Source organism: Janthinobacterium sp. GL_088, assembly GCF_057837845.1.
This window is the reverse complement of the sequence record NZ_CM174453.1, coordinates 88,498-108,590: the sequence shown is the minus strand read 5'-3', so window position 1 is coordinate 108,590 and position 20,093 is coordinate 88,498. Positions and strand designations below refer to the sequence as shown.

Sequence of the window (20,093 nt, the reverse complement as noted above, 5' to 3'; positions counted from 1 at the left end):
GATGACGGAGACGATGTGAAAATTCGGCGCATTTATGCGGGAGAACTCGCCCTCGGCGTGGCTCTGCCCTGGGACGTGCATGGCGAAACGGGCGGCTTGCTGGCCAGGCTGGGCCATGTCATCAGTAGCGAGAACCAGATCGCATTGCTGCTGGCGCGCGGCGTCATCGCCGATGCCAGTGCGGACGTGCCGCGCACGGCCACGGAGGCGCCATCGGCCCTGCGCATGCTGAACCTCGTCACCGCAGGCCTGGGCCTCGTCTTGCCGGCCATTGCCGCCGGGCAGGCGGACAGCCACCTGTCCCTGCCGGCGCTGGCGCAGCTGGTGGAAGAGGCCGTTGCACTGGACGCCGACGTGGCACTGGCCTGCATCCTGCACAACCAGGGCGCGGGCGACTTTGCCGTGCGCCACAGCGTCGACACGGCCGTCATCACGGCCTTGCTGGCGCGCGCCCTGAAACTCGACGACGCCGTCGTGCGCAGCGTGGTGCTGGCCGCGCTGAGCATGAATGTGGGCATGCTGGAACGCCATGCGGATTTCCAGCACAAGGCGGGTCCGCTGGACGCCCAGGAACGGGCCTATTTGCGCGCCCATCCGCAAGCCGGTGTCGACCTGCTGCGCGCGGCGGGCGTGACGGACGCCGTCTGGCTGCAGGCCGTGCTGCAGCACCATGAAAATATCGATGGCAGCGGTTATCCGCTGGGCACGCAAGGCGAGGCGATCGGCATCGGTGCGCGCCTGATCATGCTGGCCGACCGCTATTGCGCGCGCGTCTCGAAGCGCAGCTACCGCCAGCCCTTGCTGCCCAACGTGGCCCTGCGCGAAATGCTGATGGCCGACAAGGCCACCCTCGATGCGCCGCTGGCGTCGCTGCTGGTGCGCGAGCTGGGCATCTACCCGGTCGGCACCTTCGTCAAACTGTTGAATGGGGAAATCGGCGTCGTCACGCGCAAGGGCTTGAATGCCACCACGCCGCATGTGCAGTCGCTGATCGGCCCGCGTGGCGCGCGCCTCGAGGTGCCGCTGCGGCGCGACACGCGCGTGGACTTGCACGCCATCCGCGAAGTGCTCAGTGCGGAGCAGGCGGGACTGCAGTTTCGCCCTGATCAGCTGTGGGGCCGCAGCGCCAGAGTTTGATTTAGTTCAGCAGACCCGCATCCAGCCGTCCTTCGGCTGCCAGTTCGCGCATGATGCGCACGGTGTCGATGTCGGATTCCTTGTAGGCGGAACGGCGGAAGTCGTCGTACAGGGCGTTGGCCGCATCGGTGGCCGCGTCGTGGCCGTCGTCGTATTGGAAGCGCACCCACAGGCTCGCTTCGTCGGGCATCTCGATGGTCATGATCAATGACGAGGCGCTGATGTCCTTTTGCGCCGGCACTTCGTAGCGCACCTGCAGTTGCGGTATCAGCACCACCCTGTCGTTGATGACCAGCTCGCCATAGCGCAGGCTGCGCGCGAAACCGGCATCGCTGCGCTCGCTGATCTGGCATTCATCAAGGTGCGGCACGAACAGCTTGGGCGACTCGGCGCGCAAGACGAGGCCGCGCCAGACCTGTTCCAGGCTCAAGGTGTCGATCAGCGGGTTCAAGGGATCGTTGATTTCAATCAGGTGTTCAAATTTCATGGGACTGCCATTCGGTAAGTGGGCGCGCACGGGCGATATAGGCGGAATGGTACTCCAGGCGTGGCATCGCCGCACGCATTGAATCGGCCAAGATGGCGGCATATGGTGATATATCAATGCCATTGCCTGTTTTTCGGGCATGTCCCATCGTGCAAAAGGCGGGCGCGACGCTGTTACAATGGGCTGCTGTTCCCTGCGGAAATACCCTGATGTCCAAAGCACCACAGTTCGGTCTGAATGCGCCCCAAAGCGAAGCGGTTACCTACCTCGACGGCCCTTGCCTGGTGCTGGCGGGCGCCGGCTCGGGCAAGACGCGCGTGATCACGCAAAAGATCGCTCATCTGATCGAAGATCGGGGCTATGACCCGCGCACCATCGCCGCGCTGACCTTCACCAACAAGGCGGCGCTGGAAATGCAGGAACGCATCGCCAAGCTGTTGAAACAGCCGCGCCAGGCCAAGCAGCTGACGGTGTCGACCTTCCACTCGCTGGGCGTGAAGATCCTGCGCCAGGAAGCCAATGGCGTGGGCTTGAAAGACCGCTTTTCCATCATGGACAGCGACGACTGTTTTTCCCTCGTGCAAGACCTCGCCATTACCACCGATAAACAGGTCATTCGCGGTATCCAGAATGCCATGTCCCTGTGGAAAAATGGCCTGATCGACCCGGACATGGCCCTGGCGCAAGCGAAGGATGAGGACGAGGCGAATGCGGCGCGCATCTACCGCAGCTATGTGGCCACCCTGTCCGCCTACCAGGCCGTCGATTTCGACGATTTAATACGCCTGCCGGTGGAACTGTTCCGCAACAACGGCCCCGTGCGCGACAAGTGGCAGCGCCGTTTGCGCTACCTGCTCGTCGATGAATACCAGGATACGAATACGTGCCAGTACGAACTGGTGAAATTGATGGTGACGGGCATCGGCAAGAAGCCGATGTTTACGGCCGTGGGCGACGACGACCAGGCAATCTATGCGTGGCGCGGCGCCACCGTGGAAAACCTGAAAACGCTGGAAACGGATTTCCCCGATTTGCGCGTGATCAAACTGGAGCAGAATTACCGCTCCACCATGCGCGTGCTGAACGCGGCCAATGCCGTCATCGGCAACAATCCTAAATTGTTTGAAAAGTCGCTGTGGTCGGAACACGGCCTGGGCGAGCCGATCAAGGTGCTGGGCATGCAGACGGACGAGCAGGAGGCGGAGCAGGTCGCCATCATGATTTCGGCCGACCATTTCGAGCGCAAGAATAAATTTTCCGATTACGCGATTCTCTACCGGGGCAACCACCAGGCGCGCATCATCGAGCAGTGCTTGCGCAAGGAGCGCATCCCGTACACGATTTCGGGCGGCCAGAGTTTCTTCGACAAGGCCGAGATCAAGGACATCATCAGCTACCTGCGCCTGCTGGCGAATGAAGACGACGACCCGGCCTTCATCCGCGCCGTGACGACGCCGCGCCGTGGCGTGGGCCAGTCGACCCTGGAAGTGCTGGGCGCGTTCTCGGGGCAGTGGCAGTGTTCGCTGTTCCAGGCCGTTTTTAAAGGCGGCATCGAGGCCAAGCTGACGGACCGCCAGCTGGGCCCGCTGCGCGATTTCTGTAACTTCATCAACGACCTCGAATCGCGCGCCAGCCGTCCCGGTGCGGCCGGCAGCGGCGACAACGCGGCCGAAGTGCTCGATGACATGATGAAGGAAATCCACTACGAATCGTATCTGTACGATGCTTTCGAGGAACGCCAAGCGCAAAGCAAGTGGCAGAACGTGCTGGAATTCGTCAACTGGCTCAAGGAACGGGGCCGGGGCGGCAAGGACCGCGACGGCGAAGAAAAGAACGTGCTGGAATTGACGCAGATGGTGGCCCTGATGACCATGCTCGAGGGCAAGGACGAAGAGCAGGATGCCGTGCGCATGTCGACCCTGCACGCGTCGAAAGGCCTGGAGTTTCCGCACGTATTTCTGGTCGGCGTGGAAGAGGGGATTTTGCCGCACAAGGGCGACCCCGACGCGTCGGCCGAAACCATCGCTGCGCGCATCCAGGAAGAGCGCCGGCTGATGTACGTGGGCATCACGCGGGCCCAGCGCACCTTGCACATCACCTGGTGCAAGAAGCGCAAGCGGGCCGGCGAGCAAGTCCATTGCGACCCGTCGCGCTTCATCAAGGAAATGGAACTCGACGTGGGCGACGCCGTGCCGACGGAGGCGGAAGTGATTTCGCCGAAAGAACGTCTGGCGCGCATGAAAGCCTTGCTGGCCGCGCCGAAGGCTTAAGCGGCGTTCACGCTTCCACGGCGCCGTCGGGCGTGGTTTTCGGCACGATGGCCAGCTGCATGCCCAGCGCATCGAGCATCTTTAAAATGGTTTCGAAGCGCGGTTTGCTGCCTTCGCGCAAGGCTTTATAGGCGCCTTCACGCGTGATGTCGGCCCGGGCCGCCACCTTGCCCATGCCGTAGGCGCGCACCACGTCGTTCATGGCGGACTGGAACAGTTCGGCGTTGCCGGTGGCAACGATTTCGCTCATGTAGGCGGCTACGGCGGCCTTGCTGGTCAGATGTTGCGTTGGATCAAATTTGCTCAGGCCTAATGCTTCCAGGTCATCGAGGTCGAAGGTGTCGTGATGAATGTCTTGGTTCATTTCTTTCGTGCTCCTGTCGATGGGCTGGCCGCTGCTTTTTGCTTCCGGATGGCCGCTTGTTGGGCCTTCAATGTTTTCAGAATTGCTTGCGCGTGCTTGATATCGCGTTGCTGGCTCGATTTGTTTCCACCCAACAGCAGCAAGATCAGGGTGCCCAGATTCGTTTCGTGAAAATACACGCGCCAGCCCGGTCCCGTCTGTAAAAAACGCAGCTCGCACACACCTTCACCCACCGGCCGCCAGTCGCCCTTTTTACCGTGCTGCAAATGCTTGATGCGCGCATCGATGGCGGCGGCCGCCACGTCGTGCAGCGAGTCTTCCCAGCGGCGGTATTCAGCCGTCTTGCGCGTGTCGATCAGGTCAGGCAAAGTGGATACGTCCATTGTAATCGTTTGTTCTCATTCGTCAAGCGGTTTGATTCAGCCATAAGGGAAGAATAGGCAGAAATCGCCGCCTGGCCGATGGGGAATGGACGAGGTTTGTGCTGGCTCACGCCGTGACGGCGGTAGAATGCCGCTTTCAGTCAGGAGTCACCGTGAGCACCATGGACAATGCAGAACAGATGGAAGTACGTTTCGTCGATATCGAAATCAAGCTGGCGCAGCAGGAAGACCTGGTCGAGTCGCTGAACCAGATGGTGTACCAGCAGGGCAAGCGCATCGACCAGCTCGAAGCGATGCTGCACAAGCTGGGCGAACACGTACGCGACGGGGCGCAGCAGACGAATGGCGGGCTGGTCAACGAACGTCCGCCGCATTATTGAATCGGCATCGTGACGCGGGGCGCATGAAAACCGTTCATTACTGGCTGGCGCGCTACCATCGGTAGTTGCTGGTGACGCAAGTGTGTCAGGCTGTTATTATTTCAGGCTGGCCCGCGACACAATCGCGGCTCTCTTGCGTTCCTTGAAAGTAGACATGACCCGTCCAACAATGCTCGTCATCGCCGCCAGCCTGATGCTGGCGCCAGCCGCCGCCGTTTTTGCCGCCACCGCGGCTGCAGCGCTGCCTGCTTCGAACCCGTTTGCGCAGGCCAGCAGCCTGCCCTTCCACTATCCGCCGTTCGACAAGGTGCAGGACGCGGACTACGCGCCCGCCTTTACGGCAGGCATGGCCGCCAACCTGGCGGAAATCAACGCGATTGCGAATAACAAGCAGCCAGCGACCTTCGACAATACCATCGTCGCCATGGAACGCTCGGGCCAGCTGCTGAGCCGCGTGCGCACCGTGTTTTCCGTGATGTCCGGCTCGAACACGAATGAGACGATCCAGGGCCTGGAGCGTGAACTGGCGCCGAAGATGGCGGCCCACAGCGACGCGATCATGCTCAACGACAAACTCTTCAAGCGCATCGACAGCCTGTACGCCAAGCGCGCCAAGCTGGGCCTCGATGCGGAATCGAAGCGCCTGCTCGAGCGTTACCACACGGACTTCGTGCGCGCCGGCGCCAAGCTGTCGGCGGCGGACAAGGAAAAGCTGCGCGCCTACAATGGCCAGCTGGCCGCCTTGTCGACCAAGTTTGCGCAAAATGTACTGAAGGAATTGAACGCTTCGGCCGTCGTTGTCGATACGCGCGAAGAACTCGACGGCCTGTCGTCGGCTGCCATCGAAGTGGCCGCCGGCCTGGCCAAGAAGCGCGGCCTCGATGGCAAATACGTGATCGCCCTCGTCAACACGACGGGCCAGGCACCGCTGTCGCTGCTGACCAACCGCGCCGTGCGCGAACGCATCATGGCCGCCTCGCAAGCGCGCGGCAGCCGTGGCGGCGAGTTCGACAATACCCAGGAAGTGCTGGAACTGGCGAAACTGCGCGCCGAACGTGCCGCGCTGATGGGCTACCCGAACTACGCGGCGTATTCGCTGGAAGACCAGACGGCGCACGACACGACCGCCGTGAACGCTTTGCTGGGCGAACTGGCGAAGCCGGCCGTCGTCAACGCGCGCCGTGAAGCGGACGATATCCAGAAGGTCATCGATGCAGGCAAAGGCGGCTTCAAGGTGGGCGCTGCCGACTGGGCCTTCTATAGCGACAAGGTGCGCGCCGAACGCTATAACTTTGACGAAACGCAATTGAAGCCGTACTTTGAAATGCACAGCGTATTGACCCGTGGCGTGTTCTTTGCTGCTGGCAAATTGTATGGCTTGACCTTCAAGCAGCGCACCGACTTGCCCGTCTACACGTCCGACATGCTGGTCTACGACGTTTTCAATGAAGACGGCACGCAACTGGCCATCTTTACGCTTGACCCTTACGCGCGCAGCAACAAGCGCGGCGGCGCCTGGGCGAATGCCTACGTGGGCCAGTCGAGCTTGCTGAACCGCAAGCCGGTGATTGCGAATAACCTCAACATTCCAAAGCCGGAAGCGGGCCAGCCGACCCTGATGACGTTTGATGAAGTCAACACCATGTTCCACGAATTCGGCCATGCGCTGCACGGCATGTTTTCGAACGTGAAATATCCACGCTTTGCCGGCACCAGCGTGCCGCGCGACTTCGTCGAATACCCGTCGCAAGTCAATGAAATGTGGGCGCTGTGGCCGGAAGTGCTGCAAAACTATGCCAAGCACTATCAGACGGGCGCGGCTATCCCGGCCGAACTGCTGGCGAAAGTGACGGCGGCCGACAATTTCAACCAGGGCTATAAAACCACGGAGTACCTGGCATCGGCCCTGCTGGACCAGCGCTGGCACCAGCTGACCCCGGCACAGATCCCGACCGACGTGCTGGCGTTTGAAAAAGCCGCCTTGACGGATGCGGGCGTCGATTTCGCCCCGGCGCCGCCGCGCTACCGCACCACGTACTTCTCGCACGCGTTCGCGGGCGGTTATTCGGCCGGCTACTACGCGTATTTGTGGTCGGAAAAGCTCGACGCAGACACGGTCGAGTGGTTCAAGGAAAACGGCGGCCTGACGCGCAAGAACGGCGACTGGTTCCGGACTAAACTGCTGTCGCGCGGTGGCAGCGCCGATGCGCTCGACATTTACCGCAACTTCCGTGGCCGCGATGCGAAGATCGAGCCGTTGCTGGAACGCCGTGGCTTGAACGGCAAGTAATTTCTTCCCAGCACTGGCCTCGCTGGTGCTGAACATCAATGGCCGCCCGGCAATGGGCGGCCATTTTTATTTGGCGATTTCGCTTGAAAACCGTGGTAAACCGCGCAGTTGGCGTCATGCACCACAGGATCGCCCATGTTGGATGACGCCTGTGTGACAGACTGCTATGATCTGCCACTGGCCCGCGACGCGATCGCGGTTCTTCCCGCGCTTCCTGAAAGATGTCATGATCCGTCCACAACTGCTCGTCATCGCCGCCAGCGTCATGCTGGCCCACGCCGCCCCATCCGCCATGGCTGCCGCCACTGCAAAATCCGCGCCTGCCGCTGCCGTCAGCGCCCAGAACCCCCTGCTCAAAGTGAGCCCGCTGCCATTCCAGATGCCGCAGTTCGGCCTGATCAAGGATGAACACTATGCGCCGGCGTTTGCCGAAGGCATGAAACGCCAGTTGGCCGAAGTCAACGCGATTGCCAGCAACCGCCAGGCGCCCACGTTTGAAAACACCATCGTGGCCCTCGAGCGCACGGGGCAGCTGCTGCACCGCGTGCAAAGCATCTTCAGCAACATGACGTCGACCAATACCAACGCCGTGCTGGAAGCGGTGGAAGTGGACGTGTCGCCGAAGCTGGCCGCGCATGCGGATGCGATCACCCTGAATCCGAAACTGTTTACCCGCATCGACACGCTGTACGCCAAGCGCGACAAGCTGGGCCTCGATGCCGAATCCCTGCGCTTGCTCGAGCGTTATCACACGGACTTCGTGCGCGCCGGCGCCAAGCTGTCCGATGCGGACAAGGAAAAACTGAAAGCCTACAACGCCGAACAGGCGGGCCTGGAAACGGCCTTCGCGCAAAACGTGCTGAAGGAAACGAATGCCAAGAGCATCGTCGTCGACACGCGTGCTGCACTGGCCGGCATGACGGACAGCGATATCGATACGGCCGCCACGGCCGCCAAGGAACGGGGCTTGACGGGCAAGTTCGTCATTGCCCTGGTCAACACCAGCGGCCAGCCGCCACTGGCGGTATTGACGGATCGCAAGACGCGTCAGCGCCTGATGGATGCGTCGCTGAACCGGGGTAGCCAGGGAGGCGAGTTCGACAACCGCGCCATCGTGCTGAAGCTGGCCAAACTGCGCGCCGAACGGGCCACCCTGCTCGGTTACGCCAACTACGCCGCGTACTCGCTGGAAGACCAGACGGCCAAGACCACGACGGCCGTCAACACCCTGCTGTCGGAACTGGCGAAACCGGCCGTCGCCAACGCGCGCCGCGAAGCAGCCGACCTGCAGCAAGTGGTCGATGCCGAGAAGGGCGGTTTCCAGGTAGCGGCGGCCGACTGGGCCATCTACACGGACAAGCTGCGCAAGCAACGTTTCAATTTCGATGAAAACGAGCTGAAACCGTACCTGGAACTCAACAGCGTGCTGAACAATGGCGTTTTCTTTGCCGCCAATAAACTGTATGGCATCAGCTTCAAGCAACGTACTGATCTACCGGTGTACAACCCGGACGTGCGCGTGTATGACGTGCTCGATGCCAACGGCAAGCCGCTGGCCCTGTTCATCGCCGACTTCTATGCGCGCGGCAACAAGCATGGCGGCGCGTGGATGAATGAATACGTGTCGCAGTCAATGCTGATGGGCACGCATCCGGTGGTGGCCAACCAATTGAACATTCCGAAGCCGTCCGCCGGCCAGCCGACCTTGCTGACGTTCGATGAAGTGACGACCATGTTCCACGAATTCGGCCATGCGCTGCACGGCATGTTTTCGAACGTGAAATATCCGCGTTTTGCCGGCACCAGCGTGCCGAGCGACTTCGTCGAGTATCCATCCCAAGTCAATGAAATGTGGGCCGTCTGGCCGGAAGTGCTGCAAAACTATGCCAAGCACTACCAGAGCGGCGCGGCCATGCCGCAGGAATTGCTCGACAAGGTCACGGCGGCGAAGAAATTCAACCAGGGTTTCATGACGACGGAATACCTGTCGGCGGCCTTGCTGGACCAGCGCTGGCACCAGCTGGCGCCGAGCCAGATCCCGACCGACGTGCTGGCCTTTGAAGCGGCATCGTTGAAAGACGCGGGCGTCGACTACGCGCCCGTGCCGCCACGCTACCGCACCAGTTACTTTTCGCACAGCTTCTCGGGCGGCTACTCGGCGGCGTATTACGCCTACCTGTGGTCGGAAAAGCTGGACGCGGAATCGGTCAACTGGTTCAAGGAAAACGGCGGCCTGACGCGCAAGAATGGCGACTGGTTCCGCAGCAAATTGCTGTCGCGCGGCGGCAGCGTCGATGCGCTGCAGCTGTTCCGCGACTTCCGCGGCCGCGATGCCACCGTGGAACCATTGCTGGAACGCCGCGGCTTGAACGCCAAGTAAGACGTCCTCAGCAGAAGCTTGCGTTGCGTTGACATGGCGCACGCAAGCTTTCTGTGCCGGCGGCGTAGAATTGAGTAAGATGTAAACAAGAAGGCAGTCGAAAGAGTATATGAGTCAGCAAGATTTGAATGGCATTACCCTGGAAGGTATCGTGACGCGCCTGCAGGCCCACTATGGTTGGGACGGCTTGGCCAAGCACATCGATATCAATTGCTTCATCAGCGATCCCAGCATCAAGTCGAGCCTGAAGTTTTTGCGCAAGACCCCGTGGGCCAGGAGCAAGGTGGAACAGCTGTACCTGGACACGCAATTTACTGACTGACAGGAAAAAACATGGATAGCAAACTCAAGGAATCGCTGCAACAACTGCAATCGACACTAGCAACCAGCGGCCCCGTCGATGAAGAACTGCATGGTTTGCTGCAAAAACTCGATGTCGACATCAAGTTGCTGATGGAAAAGCGCGCCGCGCAGGAACAGGAAGAAGAGTCGACCACCTATGGCCTGGCCGAGCGCAGCCAGGAATTGTCGGCCAAATTTGCTGTCAAGCATCCGAAACTGGAGCCGGCCTTACGCGAATTGGGTGAAATTTTAGCCAATATGGGCATTTAAGCAAGGCTTGAAAAATGTCGGGCCCGTTCCTGCGGGGAAGGGCCACATTTCCCCAAGTGATTGAAAAATAAACGTTTTTTGTACTGAAATCCAACAGTAAAAAGCAGGCCGTCAGGTTGGAAATGGCCAATTCCGGTACAATCCGTACCCTATGAGCTCCCCTACCAATTTATTTGCGACCGTTCCCAAACGGTCTGCCCGCGCTGCCGTGGCGCCTTTCCTGCCGATGTCGCGTGCCGAGATGGACGCGCTGGGCTGGGACCAGTGCGACGTCATCCTCGTCACGGGCGACGCCTATATCGACCATCCGAGTTTCGGCATGGCCCTGGTTGGCCGCCTGCTCGAAGCGCAGGGTTACCGCGTCGGCATCATCAGCCAGCCGGACTGGCTGTCGGCCGAAGCGTTCCGCATTCTCGGCAAGCCGCGCCTGTACTACGGCATTACCGCCGGCAACATGGATTCCATGGTCAACCAGTACACGGCCGACCGCAAGATACGCTCCGACGATGCCTACACGGCGAATGCGGAACCGAATAAGCGCCCGGACCGCGCCGTCACCGTGTACGCGCAGCGCGCGCGCGAAGCGTATCCCGACGTGCCGGTGGTGATCGGTAGTATCGAAGCGTCCCTGCGCCGCATCGCCCATTACGATTACTGGTCGGACAAGGTCCGCCGTTCCGTCTTGCCCGATTCCAAGGCTGATTTGTTGATTTTCGGCAATGCCGAACGGGCGCTGGTCGACCTGACGCACCGTCTGGCTGCCGGCGAACACATCAAGGATATCCGCGACTTGCGCGGCACGGCCTTCATGGTGCCGGCCGGCTGGCTGCCAGGCGACGACTGGGGCGTGCACAATTCCACCCGCGTCGACGTGCCCGGCAAGGTCGACCCGCATTACAGCCCGTACGAGATGGTGCAGGAAGACAAGACCGCCTGCGCCACGGAAAATGCGTCGAAATCGGCCGAAGTCATCAAGCCGATCCGCATCATGAGTCGCGAAGAGCGCCTGGCCATGGCCAAGGAAAAGCACGACAAGACGGTCGTGCGCTTGCCTGCGTATGATGTCGTCAAGGATGACCCCGTCATGTATGCGCACGCGTCGCGCGTGTTCCACCTGGAATCGAATCCCGGCAATGCGCGCGCCATGGTGCAGGCGCACGGCGAACGCGATGTGTGGCTCAATCCGCCGCCGCTGCCGCTGGCCATGGACGAGATGGATGGCGTGTACGACATGAATTACGCGCGGGCGCCGCACCCGAGCTATGGCAAGGCGCACATCCCCGCCTGGGAAATGATCCGCTTCTCCGTCAACATCATGCGCGGCTGCTTCGGCGGCTGCACCTTCTGCTCGATCACGGAGCATGAAGGGCGCATCATCCAAAGCCGTTCGGAACCGTCGATCCTGCGCGAAATCGAGCATATCCGCGATAAAACCAAAGGCTTTACGGGCACCATTTCCGATATGGGCGGCCCGACGGCGAATATGTACCGCCTCGCCTGCAAGGAAAAAGAGATCGAAGTGTCGTGCCGCCGCCTGTCCTGCGTGTACCCGTCGATCTGCGTGAACCTGGGTACGGATCACAGCAAGCTCATCTCGTTGTACCGCAAGGCGCGCGCCATTCCCGGCATCAAGAAAGTGCTGATCAGCTCGGGCTTGCGCTACGACCTGGCCGTGCGTTCGCCCGAGTACGTCAAGGAACTGGTGACGCATCACGTCGGTGGTTTGCTGAAGATCGCTCCTGAGCACACGGAAGAGGGCACTTTGTCGAAGATGATGAAGCCCGGCATCGGCGCGTATGATGAATTCAAGGAAATGTTCGACCGTTTCTCGCTGGAAGCAGGCAAGAAGCAGTATTTGATCCCCTACTTTATCGCCGCCCATCCGGGCACGACGGACGTGGACATGCTGAACCTGGCCCTGTGGTTGAAGAAAAACAATTTCAAATTGGACCAGGTGCAAACCTTCATGCCCACGCCGATGGCGATGGCGACGACCATGTATCACACGCGCAAGAATCCTTTGCGCAAGGTTACGGCAGACTCGGAAGTGGTGGAAACGGCCCGCAGCGGCAAGATCCGCCGCACCCATAAAGCGTTCCTGCGCTACCAGGACCCGGCCAACTGGCCGATCCTGCGCGAAGCGCTGGTCAACATGGGCCGTGGCGACTTGATCGGCAATGGCGACAAGCATTTGATTCCGGCCTGGACCTCGTCCGAGTCGGGCGGTCTGGCCGCAGGCGAGCGCAGCCGCCAGACACATGGCGCCGGCACGCCGGACAAGTTCAAGGTCACGCCGGGCAAGAACCGCATCGCCCTGGGCGGCACGGCCGCCGCGCCGAAGGCGACCGCCGTCGAATCGAAAGTGCGTCCATCGATCCTGTCGACCATCAAAACGAAGGCCAAGCCGGCCGCCGTGCCGATGGGCCGTGGCAGCAAGCCGCCAGCCAAGGGCGCTCATGCCGCACCGGCACGGGGCGGACGCAAGTAAGCCAGCGGCACTGTCCCCTGCATCGACTGAAAACCCGGCAACGCATACAGCGTTGCCGGGTTTTTTGCCATCTGCGCACCAGGATGGAGCGCAAAAGATGAGGGAACAGCAGGATTTTTACCAATATTTAAAAATTGAATAGAGCAAAAGGCAATTTTCCCTTGTGGCAACTTGGTGTTTGAAAATATACTCGTTGAATATTTAGCCGTACGGCAACAATGCTGCCATTCTGGCAAGCGCCAGCGTACGCGACTCCCAGCGTTTAGATGAAAAGAGATGCCAATTGAACTGCCTTTCCTGCCAGGCCGAGAATAAGCCGGGCGCAAAATTCTGCTCTTCCTGTGGCACCACGTTCGCCGCCCCGCTGCCAGGCAAATCCTGTGGCCAGTGCGGCCATGATTGCAAGCCAGATGCCAAGTTCTGTCCCAAGTGCGCGTTCAGCTTTGCCGTGGCGCCCGTTGCCGCAGCGGTGCCGCCGCCGCTGCCAGAACCCATCATCGAGCCTGTGATTGAACCCGTCATTGAACCCGTCATTGAACCCCTGCCCGTGGCTGAGCCTATTGCGCCGCCGCCGCCCGTGCTGGAAAAGCGCCGTGCCGACCCAGTCCCAGTCCCTGCACCGGCGCCAGAACCTGCTGCCGTACCCACCAGCGTGCCCGACACGCCGGCTGACAGCCAAACGGGTGGCAACCGCATGAAACTGATCGCCGCAGCCGTCGCGGTGGTCGTGGTCGTGGCTGCCGCAGGGGGATACTATTACCTGTCAGGCAAGCCTTCCGCGCCCGCGCCAGTCCCCGCACCGACGGTTGCTGCCGAGGACGCGACGGCTGCCGCCGAGCAGCCGCTGGCCATCGATGACGCTGCGCTCGATGGCGGCACGGCGGGCGACCTTGCCGCAACACCTGCAGCCGAGCCTGAGCCTGAGCCAGCAGTAGCTCCTGCTCCGGCACCCGAGCCGGCTCCAGCACCGGCCCCGGCCCCTGTCGTGGAAAAACCGGCCAAGCCCGTCAAGGTGACCCCGCCACCGGCGCCTGTCAAACAGACGACCGGCCTGGAAAGCGTGATCACGGACAGCCTGTCGGAAGCGAGCCACTGCATGAGCCAGCGCAAATACGACTGTGCCATTGCCAACGCGAATGCCGTGTTGCGTATGGACACTGGCAACCGCCATGCGCAGGACATCAAGCGCAAGGCGAAAGAAGCGCAGGACAAGGCGCTGTCGCAGATCCAGATCGAGTAAGCGGCGCTGCTTGCCTTCCATTCATATTTCGACCCTCCTGGAGAATGACATGAAAAACTTGAAACAAATGGCCAAGCCCCTGGTGGCGATGCTGGTCGTATCCTCGATGCTGGCCGGCTGCGCCGCACCGGGCGGCCCTGGCGCTACCGGCACCCCCACCGCAGGCACGGAAGCGGCGAGCGGCGAATGCAATACGGCCATGCTGGCCGGCATCGGCGCCGTCGTGGGCGGCTTGCTGGGCGGTGGCAACAACACCGTGCGCGGCGCGGCCCTGGGCGCCAGCCTGGGCGCGCTCGCCTGCGTGGCCCTGAATTATCAAAGCCAGCAAGTCAAGACGGCGCAGCAGGTGCAGACGGACTACAAGGTGGCCAACAAGGGCAAGCTGCCCGAGCAGTCGACCCTGGTGAAATACGAAACGGGCTTTACGCCGTCCTCCGTGCGTCCGGGCCAGAAGGCGCAGACCAATTCGTACATCGAAGTGGCGGCCGGCACGCGCGATCCGAACCCGCTGGTGGAAGAGGAATTGAGCCTGTACAAGCCAAATGGCGACCTGATCAAGACCGTGCGCAAGGTGGTCAGCAGCAATAACGGCAGCGGCGCCTACAAGGGCGGCTTCTCGATTCCTATGCCAGAAGGCGTACCGCAGGGCATTTACCCGGTGCGCACGGCCCTGTACCTGAATAGCAAGCGCGTCGGTGGCCAGGACGTCAAGCTGCAGATCGTCCAGCGCCAGGCGCCCGCGAGCGAGCTGCAACTGGCGCGCGCCTACTGACACTGATTGCCACGGGGTGGCCATGCCGGCCGTCCCGTTCCCCGATTTATCCCCATCCAGGCTAGACATGACCATTTCCACCGCAGCACCTCAACCTCTTCCGTTTTCCTCCGCCGTGGGCTCGCTGATCGAAGCGACCGATGCCATCAAGAACTTCCGCGCGATTGCCTTGCTGGCGCTGACCTTCATCAGCGCCGTGCTCGTCGGTGGCGTGCTGACGATGCTTGCCGGCGGCATGAGCAGTCCGCTGCTGGCCTTTTTCGGTGGCTTGATGGCCTTCCTTGTGATGTTTTACGGTTCCAACGCCGTGGGCATCATGCTGATGCGCGACGCGCAAGGCCAGCCTGGCATGAGCCTGGTTGATGCCGTGCTCGTTTCGCTGGTCACGAGCCACCGCCTGATCGCGGTCGTCTTCCTTGAATTCTTGATCGTGCTGGCGGCCATGATCGCCATCGCCATCATCTTGTTCGTCTGCAAGATCCCTGTGCTCGGCCCAGTGCTGTACACGCTCGTCTTCCCGCTGTCGGCCATCGTGCTGGGCGTGCTGGTGTTTGCGCTGTTCTACGTGATGCTGCCGCTGGCCGGCCCTGCCGCTTGGTCGGGCGCCACCGTGTTCCAGATCATTGCCCGCCTGAACCTGATCGTGCGCACCAAGCTGGTGTCCGTGATCCTGCTGGAAGTGCTGCTGTTCCTGATCACGACGTTTGTGGCGCTGCTGATCTTTGGCGTGGTCGGTACCGGCGTGTCGCTGACCAGCGGCATGTCCGCTGGCATCCTGGGCCTGGGCGGCCAGATGAACATGTATTCCCTGGCTTCGGGTCTGAGCGGCGGCTCCGGCTACATCATCGCAGCAGGCCTGGGCGGCGGCTTGCTGCTGGCGGCCGCGGCCGTCGTGCCTGGCCTGATCTTTACCAAGGGCGTGTGCATCATTTACCTGAACGCGACGCGCAATGTCGATTTCAGCGCCTCGGAAGCGAGCCTGAACGACGGCCTGGCCACGGTCAAGAAAAAAGCCGAGGAAGCGCGTGAACGCGCGCGTGCCCTGGCCGAGCAGGCGACTGCCCCTGCCACGCCAGCCGCTGCCGCTGCGCCGGCTGACATCCTGCAATGCCCGAGCTGCAAGGCGCCGGTCGCATCCGACGATGCGTTCTGCGGCGAATGCGCGCATAAACTCAAGTAAGGCACACCATGGCTCACTTCTGCACCAAATGCGGCACCGCTTATGTTCCCGGCGCGCGCTTCTGCGATGAATGCGGCAAGGCCGTCAACCCTGCACCGGTGCCAGCGCCCGCTCCTGTACCGGCATCCGCACCAGCCGCGACGCCGGCGCTGTCCGGCGTGAAGCGGCGCCATGTGGTGATCGCCGGCGGCGTGCTGGCTGCAGTCATCGTGGCCGGTGGCGCGCTGGCGTGGCTGCTGGCGCCAGAGGCGGCCTCGGCCGGCAGTTTCAGCCGCGCCATCGATGCCCATCTGGCAGCAGACGAGGCGGCGCGCGACAAGTTGCTGTGCCTTACCAACTTGCCGTACCAGAAGGAAGAGATCCGCGTGGCGTCGTACGACAGTTCCACTCGGCAATGGTTGGATATCCTCGTGCGTAGCGGACTGTACAGCGCTCCCGTGGAGCAAAGCAGCGGTGGCTGGGTTGCGCAATCGCAATTTGTCTACGCGCTGGCCGCTCCGGGCAAGGCGGCCTTGCGCGGCGACAAGCTGTGCGTGGCCAAGGGCTTGAAAGTGGCCAAGGTCAGCGGCTACGACCAGGTGCGTGACCTGGGCGCACAGCACGTGGCGATGGCCAAGGCCACCCTGGCATTGACCGATGAGGCAGCGTGGTTCGCCAAGTCGGCGGACCGGGCGCTGATCCTGCAGCGCTTGCCGGATGGCGACATGGAAGTGCGGTTGCCTCTGGCGCTGGTCGACAAGCAATGGCAAGTCATCGACGAAGCGCAGATGAGCCAGGCGGCCATGACCGGTGTGATAGGCAAAGCGCCGGCCGGGCAGGGCGCGGGCATGCTGGACAAGCTGAAGAGCGCGTTCCGCTTTGGCGGCCACCCGGCGGTGGGGAAATGGCAGGCGGCGATGGGCAATGTCCTGGAATTTACAAGTGACAGCGTGATCAATAACGGGACGTCGACCAAGGCCACCTTCACCACCAAGGGCAATACCGTGACGATCGCGCCCGAAGGCGCGGGCGAAGCGGCCATGGACATTATCGTCAGCGACGATGGCAGCACGGCGCAGATCAGCATGGGCGGCATGCGGGTGACGACCCTGCGGCGCGTGCGCGATTAAGCATCTGTCAGGCGGCGCAGCTTGCCGCCTGATCTGCTTCCCCGAGCCCGGCCATGCCGGGTTTTTTTACGTCCGCAGGCAGCGGTGTGTACGCCCATTTGTCTTGACATCAAGATAGTTTGCATCCACACTGGCTTTTTATCTTGATATCGAGATAGTTGCATGAGCTCTTCTTTTGCCCGCCCCGCCTGGGGCGATATTCTGCTCACGGCGCTGGCGCCCCTGATCTGGGGTTCCACGTATATCGTCACGTCCGAACTGCTGCCGCCGGACCGGCCCTTCACGGCGGCCCTGATCCGCGTGCTGCCGGCCGGCTTGCTGTTGCTGCTGGTCATGCGGCGCCTGCCCGTGCGGCGCGACTGGATGCGCGTGCTGATCCTGTCCGCGTTGAATATCGGCGTATTTCAGGCGCTGCTGTTCGTGGCCGCCTACCGCTTGCCGGGTGGCTTGGCGGCCGTGGTGGGCGCCATCCAGCCGCTGCTGGTGATGGGCCTGGCCTGGGGCGTGGAAGGGCGCCGTCCGGCCCGCCTGGCCTTGGGTGCCAGCGTGCTGGGCGTGGCCGGCATGGGCGTTTTATTGTTGTCGCCGCGCACGGTATGGGAACCGATCGGCATCGCTGCCGCGCTGGGCGGCACGGCCTGCATGGCGGCCGGCACCTACCTGACGCGGCGCTGGAAGCCAGACTTGCCCGTGCTGGCGCTGACGGGCTGGCAATTGTTGCTCGGCGGCCTGATGCTGGCGCCCGTCGCCTGGCTGGCCGATGCGCCCTTGCCGGCGCTGTCCCTGCAGCAAGTGCTGGCCTACGCCTACCTGTGCCTGGCCGGCGCCCTGCTGGCGTACGCCTTGTGGTTCCGCGGCATCGCCAGGCTGTCGCCCGTGGCCGTGTCTTCCCTGGGACTGCTCAGTCCCCTGATGGCCGTCGTGCTGGGCTGGGCCTTGCTGGGCCAGGCCATGACGGGCTGGTCAATGCTGGGCTTGCTGCTGGTGCTGGCCAGTGTGCTGGCGGTGCAGTGGGCCAGCGTCCGGCCGGCAGCGGATCAGGCCGCTGCCAGGCGCCAGATGCCGTAAGGGTTGCGGAACAGGTCGTCGTCCGCGTAGGGCTGGCCAGCGGCCACGTGCACGCGGTAGCGCGGCGCATCGGCCGCTGCGCGGAAAGTCTGGCCGTCCAGCATGTGGGGCGCTTCGCCAAACAGGTAGCGCGTAAACGCCTGCAGCACTTGCGCGGGCGCTGCATTGTCCTCGCGCGCAATGATGGCGTCGTGCAAGCCCAGATTGTGCATGCCGCAGGTGTAGCAATTGTCCGCGTCGCCGACATAGGCCACCAGCGCGGCATGCGCGCTGTCCAGGTGCAGATACTGCGTAAAGTCCAGCCAGGCGTCCGGCGCATGCGCGCTGCCGCTGCTTTCCACCTTGACGCCCAGGCCGCCCGCCCGCAGCAGGCAGGCGGCCGCCAGCATCATCGCCTCGGCATTGGCGCGCGAGCCGCCTTCGCCTTCCAGGTAGACGACTGACCGGTGCGTGCCGATCGCCTGCATGGCGGGCGTGTCGCGCCAGTGGTAGCCAGCCGCGGCAAACGCCTGCGGCATGCGCTGGTCGGCCTGTTCTTGCAGCACCGTGCAGCTGAAACCTGAATCGATGTGCAGCAGCACCCGCCCCGTAAACAGATAGCCGTCGCCGTGCTCCATGAGCGCGTGACGCAGTGCATCGTGATCGGTCCACGGGCCGGGGATGCACAGGACGAGTGGTGGTGGTGGGGGCGGCGCTGGGTGCATGGCATGGTCCGGGATGGGAAAGCCATTATTCTAGAGGATTTACCAAGATGGCGAGTCTGTCAAGAAAACGCCGCCCCCCCATGAGCGGTGCCGTTCCCGCGCCTTTTTGCTGCACCGCACATACAGTTTTGCTTGCACTGATATGGGGCATTGAGGCACTATTCGCTTCGCGCAAACGTTTGCGCGCAACGAATTTCCTAAAAAGCATGCAGTACACGTGCTTGACCAACAACTCTGGAGACGCCCATGACATCCCGTATTCGCCTGAAAATGATTGCCGCCGTTGTCCTCGTGTGTGCCTTGCCCGCCGTGCCGGCGATGGCGCAGACGCCAGCCAAACCAAAGGTGGCGCTGGTGATGAAGTCCCTCGCCAATGAATTTTTCCTGACCATGGAAAATGGCGCCAAGGCGCATCAGAAGGCCAATGCCGCCAAGTACGACCTGCTGTCGAACGGCATCAAGGATGAAACGGATACGTCGAGCCAGATCAAGCTGGTCGAGCAAATGATCGTCTCGCGCGTCAACGCGCTGGTGATCGCCCCGGCCGACTCGAAAGCGTTGGTGCCGGTGCTGAAGAAAGCCATCGACGCGGGCATCATCGTCGTCAATATCGACAACAAGCTCGACGAAGGCGCCCTGAAAGAGAAGGGCATCAGCGTACCGTTCGTTGGCCCGGACAACCGCAAGGGCGCCAAGGTGGTCGGCGACTACCTGGCCAAGCAGATCAAGAAGGGCGATCCGGTCGGCATCATCGAAGGCGTCTCCACCACCTACAACGCGCAGCAGCGCACCCTGGGTTTCCAGGACGCCATGAACGCGGCCGGTGCCAAGGTCGTCAGCGTGCAATCGGGCCAGTGGGAAATCGCCCCTGCCAACACGGTGGCGGCCGCCATGCTGAACGCCAACCCGAATATCAAGGCTTTGCTGTGCGGTAACGACAACATGGCCATCGGCGCCATTTCCGCCATCAAGGCGGCCGGCAAGACGGGCAAAGTGCTCGTCGTCGGCTACGACAACATCAACGCCATCAAGCCGATGCTGGCCGATGGCCGCGTGCTGGCTACCGCCGACCAGTTCGGTTCGCAGCAAGCCGTGTTCGGCATCGAGACCGTGCTGAAAGCCCTGGCGCAGAAGAAGAAACAGGCCGAGCTTGGTGGCGTCATCGAAACCAAGGTCGAACTGGTCGCCAAGGGCGCCAAGTCCTGATCGTTTGATCCCGCCGGGGCCGG

Annotated in this window: 18 protein-coding genes and 1 pseudogene; 15 read left to right on the top strand and 4 right to left on the bottom strand. The window is 62.2% G+C overall.

The window, feature by feature from the left end:
• The first annotated feature begins 15 nt into the window (after positions 1-15).
• On the top strand, positions 16-1,137 hold the full coding sequence (locus AC3IQ7_RS00460) for an HD-GYP domain-containing protein (RefSeq protein WP_233516234.1): 1,122 nt from the start codon (positions 16-18) through the stop codon (positions 1,135-1,137).
• A gap of 1 nt (position 1,138) precedes the next feature.
• Here the strand turns inward: AC3IQ7_RS00460 and AC3IQ7_RS00455 are convergent, their stop codons facing one another.
• On the bottom strand, positions 1,139-1,624 hold the full coding sequence (locus tag AC3IQ7_RS00455; protein WP_099379226.1) for an SRPBCC family protein: 486 nt from the start codon (positions 1,622-1,624) through the stop codon (positions 1,139-1,141).
• 209 nt (positions 1,625-1,833) lie between these two features.
• Here AC3IQ7_RS00455 and AC3IQ7_RS00450 point away from each other — a divergent pair, with 209 nt between their 5' ends.
• A complete protein-coding gene (locus AC3IQ7_RS00450; protein ID WP_489208064.1) occupies positions 1,834-3,894 on the top strand; it encodes a UvrD-helicase domain-containing protein in 2,061 nt (686 codons plus the stop codon).
• A 7-nt stretch (positions 3,895-3,901) separates the two neighbouring features.
• Here AC3IQ7_RS00450 and AC3IQ7_RS00445 read toward each other — a convergent pair whose 3' ends face one another.
• Positions 3,902-4,258: an addiction module antidote protein gene (locus tag AC3IQ7_RS00445; RefSeq protein ID WP_141171090.1), complete on the bottom strand. Its 357-nt coding sequence runs from the start codon at positions 4,256-4,258 to the stop codon at positions 3,902-3,904.
• Complete coding sequence (locus AC3IQ7_RS00440) at positions 4,255-4,641, bottom strand: type II toxin-antitoxin system RelE/ParE family toxin (protein ID WP_489208063.1); 387 nt, start codon at positions 4,639-4,641, stop codon at positions 4,255-4,257. The genes AC3IQ7_RS00445 and AC3IQ7_RS00440 overlap by 4 nt, the downstream gene beginning before the upstream one ends.
• A gap of 161 nt (positions 4,642-4,802) precedes the next feature.
• On the opposite strand from AC3IQ7_RS00440, the gene AC3IQ7_RS00435 reads away from it, so the two are divergent.
• The 12 genes and pseudogenes from AC3IQ7_RS00435 (at position 4,803) to AC3IQ7_RS00380 (ending at position 18,160) form a co-directional block, all read left to right on the top strand.
• Positions 4,803-5,021, top strand: a complete 219-nt coding sequence (locus AC3IQ7_RS00435) for a SlyX family protein (protein WP_489210561.1) — start codon at positions 4,803-4,805, stop codon at positions 5,019-5,021.
• Between the two features lie 154 nt (positions 5,022-5,175).
• Positions 5,176-7,311: a M3 family metallopeptidase gene (locus AC3IQ7_RS00430; protein WP_489208062.1), complete on the top strand. Its 2,136-nt coding sequence runs from the start codon at positions 5,176-5,178 to the stop codon at positions 7,309-7,311.
• A 226-nt stretch (positions 7,312-7,537) separates the two neighbouring features.
• Complete coding sequence (locus AC3IQ7_RS00425; RefSeq protein WP_099379229.1) at positions 7,538-9,691, top strand: M3 family metallopeptidase; 2,154 nt, start codon at positions 7,538-7,540, stop codon at positions 9,689-9,691.
• A 109-nt stretch (positions 9,692-9,800) separates the two neighbouring features.
• Positions 9,801-10,013: a VF530 family protein gene (locus AC3IQ7_RS00420; protein WP_034780902.1), complete on the top strand. Its 213-nt coding sequence runs from the start codon at positions 9,801-9,803 to the stop codon at positions 10,011-10,013.
• Positions 10,014-10,024: 11 nt separating this feature from the next.
• Positions 10,025-10,303, top strand: coding sequence for a DUF4404 family protein (locus AC3IQ7_RS00415; protein ID WP_099379230.1), 279 nt, complete (start codon positions 10,025-10,027; stop codon positions 10,301-10,303).
• 226 nt (positions 10,304-10,529) lie between these two features.
• The gene (locus tag AC3IQ7_RS00410) at positions 10,530-12,791 is read left to right on the top strand and encodes a YgiQ family radical SAM protein (RefSeq protein ID WP_233516245.1); all 2,262 of its coding nucleotides are present in this window, start codon (positions 10,530-10,532) and stop codon (positions 12,789-12,791) included.
• A 283-nt stretch (positions 12,792-13,074) separates the two neighbouring features.
• Positions 13,075-13,164: pseudogene (locus tag AC3IQ7_RS00405) on the top strand (zinc-ribbon domain-containing protein); the annotation flags it as partial.
• Between the two features lie 174 nt (positions 13,165-13,338).
• On the top strand, positions 13,339-14,031 hold the full coding sequence (locus AC3IQ7_RS00400; protein ID WP_489210570.1) for a hypothetical protein: 693 nt from the start codon (positions 13,339-13,341) through the stop codon (positions 14,029-14,031).
• Between the two features lie 49 nt (positions 14,032-14,080).
• Positions 14,081-14,803 (top strand): hypothetical protein, encoded by a 723-nt coding sequence (locus AC3IQ7_RS00395; RefSeq protein WP_099379232.1) that lies wholly within the window; start codon positions 14,081-14,083, stop codon positions 14,801-14,803.
• 67 nt (positions 14,804-14,870) lie between these two features.
• Positions 14,871-15,983 (top strand): hypothetical protein, encoded by a 1,113-nt coding sequence (locus AC3IQ7_RS00390; protein ID WP_489208061.1) that lies wholly within the window; start codon positions 14,871-14,873, stop codon positions 15,981-15,983.
• 8 nt (positions 15,984-15,991) lie between these two features.
• Positions 15,992-17,092: a zinc ribbon domain-containing protein gene (locus AC3IQ7_RS00385; protein ID WP_489208060.1), complete on the top strand. Its 1,101-nt coding sequence runs from the start codon at positions 15,992-15,994 to the stop codon at positions 17,090-17,092.
• 162 nt (positions 17,093-17,254) lie between these two features.
• The gene (locus AC3IQ7_RS00380) at positions 17,255-18,160 is read left to right on the top strand and encodes an EamA family transporter (RefSeq protein WP_489208059.1); all 906 of its coding nucleotides are present in this window, start codon (positions 17,255-17,257) and stop codon (positions 18,158-18,160) included.
• On the opposite strand, the gene AC3IQ7_RS00375 is transcribed toward AC3IQ7_RS00380, so the two are convergent.
• On the bottom strand, positions 18,130-18,864 hold the full coding sequence (locus AC3IQ7_RS00375; protein WP_489208058.1) for a hypothetical protein: 735 nt from the start codon (positions 18,862-18,864) through the stop codon (positions 18,130-18,132). The genes AC3IQ7_RS00380 and AC3IQ7_RS00375 overlap by 31 nt on opposite strands.
• A gap of 246 nt (positions 18,865-19,110) precedes the next feature.
• Between AC3IQ7_RS00375 and AC3IQ7_RS00370 the strand changes: the two genes are divergently transcribed.
• Complete coding sequence (locus AC3IQ7_RS00370; protein ID WP_489208057.1) at positions 19,111-20,070, top strand: sugar ABC transporter substrate-binding protein; 960 nt, start codon at positions 19,111-19,113, stop codon at positions 20,068-20,070.
• Positions 20,071-20,093 lie beyond the last annotated feature (23 nt).